Source organism: Pseudomonas sp. AL03, from assembly GCF_029960815.1.
Classification (GTDB): domain Bacteria; phylum Pseudomonadota; class Gammaproteobacteria; order Pseudomonadales; family Pseudomonadaceae; genus Aquipseudomonas.
The window spans coordinates 1-4,882 of the sequence record NZ_JASBRE010000060.1; the positions used below are offsets into that span (position 1 = coordinate 1).

A 4,882-nucleotide genomic window follows, 5' to 3' on the forward strand; every position below is an offset into this window, starting at 1 on the left:
CGACGATGCTTGAGCCTGTTTTTACACACTCTGGGCCATGGATGGCCGATGGCGGGGGGCCCACGGAGCAGGACCGGAGCGAGGGCATGCCGAGCCTAGGCGAGGCACCGTACGTCAGGGGCAAGAGCGCTTGGTTACTTGGCGCTTCTCCAAGTGACCCGCTGTAAAAGTGGAACCAATAGCCGCCGTTACCGCAGAAACGGATATGTACCCCGAGCGTAAATATTTACCCTTCAGCCCAAGGTGTAACCGTTGTCGACCTTCCAGTCCTGACCGTAAACACCCCGCGCACCCTGCGACAGCTGAAAGACAATCACATTGGCCACCGCCGCCGCGTCGAGAAAATGACCGGGCAGCAGGCGTTTGGTGAGGTGGGTAGCGGTGTCTTCAAGCTGATCTTCGCTCAACCCCAAGTTGTCCCACATCGAGGTCGCAGTCGGTCCCGGGGAGACCAGATTGATGCGCACATCAAAGCTCGCGAATTCCACCGCCAGCGTGCGTGCCTGAGCCGCGAGCGCGGCCTTGCTGGCAATGCAGGCGGCCAGCCCGGGGAAGCTCGAACCGGTCAGGAAACTCCCGACAAACACCACCGACGCCGGACTCGCCAATTCACCGCGCAACGCCGCCAGGGTGTTCAACGCTCCGGCGCCGTTGACCGCCCACTGGCGCTGGAAGGCCGACATATCCAGGCTGTCGGCCATTTCGGCGATCCCCGCGTTGGGCACCAGATAGTCCACGGGGCCTATCGCCGCAGCGCGCTCGGCCAGCTCGCGCAGGTCTTGCTGATTCGTGACGTCCCCGGCAAACCACTGCAACCGTTCGCCGTAGATCTGCTGCAAGGCCGGCAGTTCACCCAGGGTCCGTGACATCGCCAGCACCTTGACGCCGCGCGGTAACAGCGCGGCGCATAGCGCCAGGCCAATCCCGGAGCTGGCCCCCGTGACCACCGCCAAACGATCCTGAAACTCGGTTTTCATCATTTACTCCTGGACATCACGGATGCCTAGCACTGGGGACGTAGCGAACGCCTATCTTTGAGCAGGTGAAGAAATACCGACTTGACGGCGATCAGATTTTCGCGACGACGTTAGTGTTGCTGCTGCAGCAGCGCAGGAGTGATCTCGCTGAATCGCAGCAAACGACCACCCTGTTCTGCGGCAAGCTTTTCAGCGGCCTCGCGACCGGAGAATGACGCCAGCACCACGCCCATGGCGCCTTTGAGTTGGGTGCCGACCACGTAAAATGCATCTTTTGCATCGATCAGGTGGGCGTCATCCGGCGCGTTCCACGGGCTGCGGCCCATGTCGTGGACATACAGTTTTGAATCGCCATGATGATTTTCCGGCTGCAACCACCAACCGATCATTTCCGCCGTGGAACAGAATTTCTTGATCCCGGCCGGCTCGACCACTTCGCCCTTGGGCCCGGGGAATCCGTTGATGATCATCCCGCAGACATGGCATTCATCACTGGGATGAAAGGCTGCCGCGGCGTCGCTGTAGGTGGCTTGCGCCGGATTGTCACAGGCCGTCAGTAACAGACACATCATCAGAACCGTCACTGCGCGCACCGTCGTCAGATAAAACCTACTCATCGTCAACTACTCCAACACTATCAAAGGGGAAACTCATGTCGCCCGGCGACGGAACAACAGCCAGGCCGAGCCCAATGGCGCCGCCACCCACAGCGACAGGCACAGCCAGAGCATCGAGCCCGGCATCGGCAAATCGCTGCCCAGGGTCAGTACTCCAGCGGCATGGGCGCCGGGTTCAAAACCGGAAAGGTTGATCAGGCGATAGATGTCGGCGGGATTGAGCAACAGCAACCAGGGCAGCACTTTCGGGTTGAACTGCCCTTCGCTAAGCACCAGCAGCGCCAGCAGTGCCAGGTCGAACACCAGCACGAAGAAGAACCAGACGCCCAGCGCCAACCCGGCCGCCGTGGATTTCTCGGCAGACACACTGCTCAGCACATAGGCCAGCCCCAGAAAACCCCAGCCCAGTAACGTCGACGACGCCATGAAACGGCCAAAGGCCCAGAGCAACAGGCTCAGTTCGACATCGTCCACCAACACAGCAATCGCCAGCATCGCGCAGCCGAAACCGATCAGTGTCGCCAGCGCCAGGATCAGCCCGTGGCCGACAAACTTGCCGAGCAGAATCTGCCCGCGACCCAACGGGTAGGTCAGCAACAGCAGCAATGTGCCGCTCTCGTCCTCGCCGACGATGGCGTCATAGGCCAACAGCAACGCAATCAACGGCATCAAAAACGTTGCCAGACTGGCGAGGCTGGCGATGGTGGCCGGCACCGAAGTGAAACCCAATTGCCCGGAAGCCGCCGCGCCCAGCCAGGCGATGCCGATGGCCAGCACCGCGAACAACACACTGATCGCCAACAACCAGCGATTGCGCAAACCGTCACTGAATTCCTTGCGGGCCATGTTCCAGACAGCGTTCATACGGCCTCCCCGATCGACGCCGCACCGGCCCGGCTCATGTAGTAGCGGTAAATATCTTCCAGGGACGGCTGATGGATTTCCACGTCGACCGGTTCGTCTTCATTGAGCAGTTGGCGCAACAGCCCGAGCTTGCTGCCATTGAGCGCGGCCACTTCAAGACCTTCGACGCCCCAGCGCTCGGTGACGTGCCCGGCGTCGTTCCAACGTTGTTGCAAGGGCCCGGCGTGCTTGAGGCCGTTGGCGCGAATCAGCGTTGGCAACCCGGCTTCCTCACGCAAACTGTGCAGACTGCCGAGGGCCAGCAGGCGGCCCTGGGTCAGAATCGCTGCGCGGTTGATGTGCGCCTCGACGCCGGGCAATACGTGGGAACAAAGAATGATGCTGGTGCCTTGGCTGCGCAGGCGATCGAGCAAGCGATAAAGGTCCTGGGTAGCGATGGGATCGAGGCCGACGGTCGGCTCGTCGAGCAGCAACAAACGCGGCTCACCGAGCAACGCTTGCGCCAGCCCCAGGCGTTGACGCATGCCTTTGGAGTAGGTCTTGACCCGTCGATGTGCCGCACCGGCCAGGCCGACTTCCTCCAGCAGCACGTCCACCTGAGCGGACGCGGCGCCTTTGAGTCGCGCGAAATGGCGCAACGTCTCAAGACCGCTCAGCTGCGGGTAAAAAGTCACGTTCTCCGGCAGATAACCGAGCAGGCGCCGCACGTGGGGATCACTGGGCAAACGGCCGAACACCCTGACCTGGCCTTCGCTGGGCTGGAGCAGGCCAAGCACCAGTTTCATGCTGGTGGTCTTGCCCGCGCCGTTGTGCCCGAACAAACCCAGCACTTCACCTTCCGCCAGGCTGAGGTTGAGCTGATGCAACACGGTGGCATGCCCATAGCGCTGGCTCACGCCTTGGAGGTCGATGACGTTCATGAGGTGGGCTCCTGGGTCAGGGTTTGAGTGGATGACTTCATCAGCGGATGACTGTCGAGCACACCCGGCGACTTCATCACCGGAAAGGCCCGTTGCACCCAGCGCAGCAACTCGATACCGGGGCTGTTCATCAACAGCCGCACCTGCGGGTACAACCACAGCAGACGGTCGACGTTGTCATTGGGTTCGTAAGCGATATCGCCGAGGCCATCGTTGTTGCGGTCCCAGCCCAGGTAATCGCTCCAGTAATTGCCCCGGCCATCCGCCGACCATTCCTGCAAGCGGGTGGCGACGTACTTGACCTGCCGTTGATTGCCGACAAAAGCGTTGTCGGCGATGCGGTTATCTTCCGAGCCTGCGGTGAGATGGATGCCCACGGCGCTGTGCTGGAAGTGATTGTGTTCGATGCTGTTGAACAGCGAGTTGTAGATGAACAGCGCCTTGCCCTCGGCACCGCTGATCATGCTGTCGCCGGTCGAACCGTCGCGCACGTCAGTGACGAAGTTGTCACGCAAAGTCGAATAAGTGATGTAGTTCATCAGGATCCCGTAGTTCTGATCCTGTTCGGAGCGATTGCCGATCACCGTGAGCTTGCGGCTTTGCATCAAGGCGTAGCCGGTGCGGGTGCGGCGAGTGGTGTTGCCGATCAGCTGGTTATCGTTGGCGAACATGTAATGCACGCCGTAGCGCAGGTCTTCCAGGGTATTGCCCTGCAGCAAGTTGCCGTTGGAAGTGTCGATGTAAATGCCATCGCGGGTGTCGCGGACCTGATTGCCAATGACCTTGGCGCCATGCACGGCATACAGATGAATGCCGTTGCCGCGATCCTGCGAGCGCATCGTCGCATCACCTTGAATGCGGTTGTCGATCAGGCTCACATCCCGAGTACCATCGACCCAGATACCGAAGCCCCGACCTTGCAGGCGATTGCCTTTAATCATCGCGCCATAGGCCTTTGGCTGGATGAACAGCGCCGCGTTCATAGCGGTGAGATCGTGGCCCCAATCCAGAAAGGTGCAGCCCTCAATGCCGACATCCGGCGCACTGATGATCAAACCGTTGCCCTGCCCCTCTCCCTGGAACACCGCGCCCGGCTCGCAGACAATCTGCATCGGTTGATCGACGCTGAACGAGCCGCGGTATTCCCCCGCCGGCAGGTGCCAGCGTTGATCGGCGTCCACCTTCAACGGCAAGCTAGTGACGGGTTGTACCGCCGCCAGCGCGCTGCCGCCAAGCGACAGGAGCGCCAGCGCAATGACCTTCACGGGGGTTTGCTTGAAATCGGTCATTGGCCCGCTCCTGTCGATGGGCAACGGTCAGGCCTTCTCGACCTTCATGCGGCCGACCATTTCCATGTGCAGCGCATGGCAGAACCAGCTGCAGTAGTACCAGTGCAGGCCGGCCTTGTCGGCGATGAAGGTGATCGAGGACGTCTGCTGCGGGCTGATCTCCATGCTCACGCCATGGTTGGTCATCACAAAGCCATGGGTCACGTCTTCAATCT

At 60.9% G+C, this 4,882-nt stretch carries 6 protein-coding genes; all 6 read right to left on the reverse strand.

The window, feature by feature from the left end:
- Positions 1 to 233: 233 nt before the first annotated feature.
- On the reverse strand, positions 234 to 977 hold the full coding sequence (locus QK293_RS27225; protein ID WP_282383389.1) for an SDR family oxidoreductase: 744 nt from the start codon (positions 975 to 977) through the stop codon (positions 234 to 236).
- A gap of 110 nt (positions 978 to 1,087) precedes the next feature.
- Positions 1,088 to 1,594 carry a nitrous oxide reductase accessory protein NosL gene (locus QK293_RS27230; RefSeq protein ID WP_282383391.1) on the reverse strand — a complete coding sequence of 169 codons (507 nt, stop codon included), beginning with the start codon at positions 1,592 to 1,594 and terminating at the stop codon, positions 1,088 to 1,090.
- A gap of 33 nt (positions 1,595 to 1,627) precedes the next feature.
- Complete coding sequence (locus QK293_RS27235; RefSeq protein WP_282383393.1) at positions 1,628 to 2,458, reverse strand: ABC transporter permease subunit; 831 nt, start codon at positions 2,456 to 2,458, stop codon at positions 1,628 to 1,630.
- The gene (locus QK293_RS27240; protein ID WP_282383395.1) at positions 2,455 to 3,378 is read right to left on the reverse strand and encodes an ABC transporter ATP-binding protein; all 924 of its coding nucleotides are present in this window, start codon (positions 3,376 to 3,378) and stop codon (positions 2,455 to 2,457) included. The genes QK293_RS27235 and QK293_RS27240 overlap by 4 nt, the downstream gene beginning before the upstream one ends.
- Positions 3,375 to 4,667, reverse strand: coding sequence for a nitrous oxide reductase family maturation protein NosD (locus QK293_RS27245; RefSeq protein WP_282383397.1), 1,293 nt, complete (start codon positions 4,665 to 4,667; stop codon positions 3,375 to 3,377). Before QK293_RS27245 ends, QK293_RS27240 begins: the two co-directional genes overlap by 4 nt.
- 27 nt (positions 4,668 to 4,694) lie before the next feature.
- Positions 4,695 to 4,882 (reverse strand): hypothetical protein (locus QK293_RS27250; RefSeq protein ID WP_282383400.1); only part of this gene is annotated, 188 nt, incomplete at its 5' end.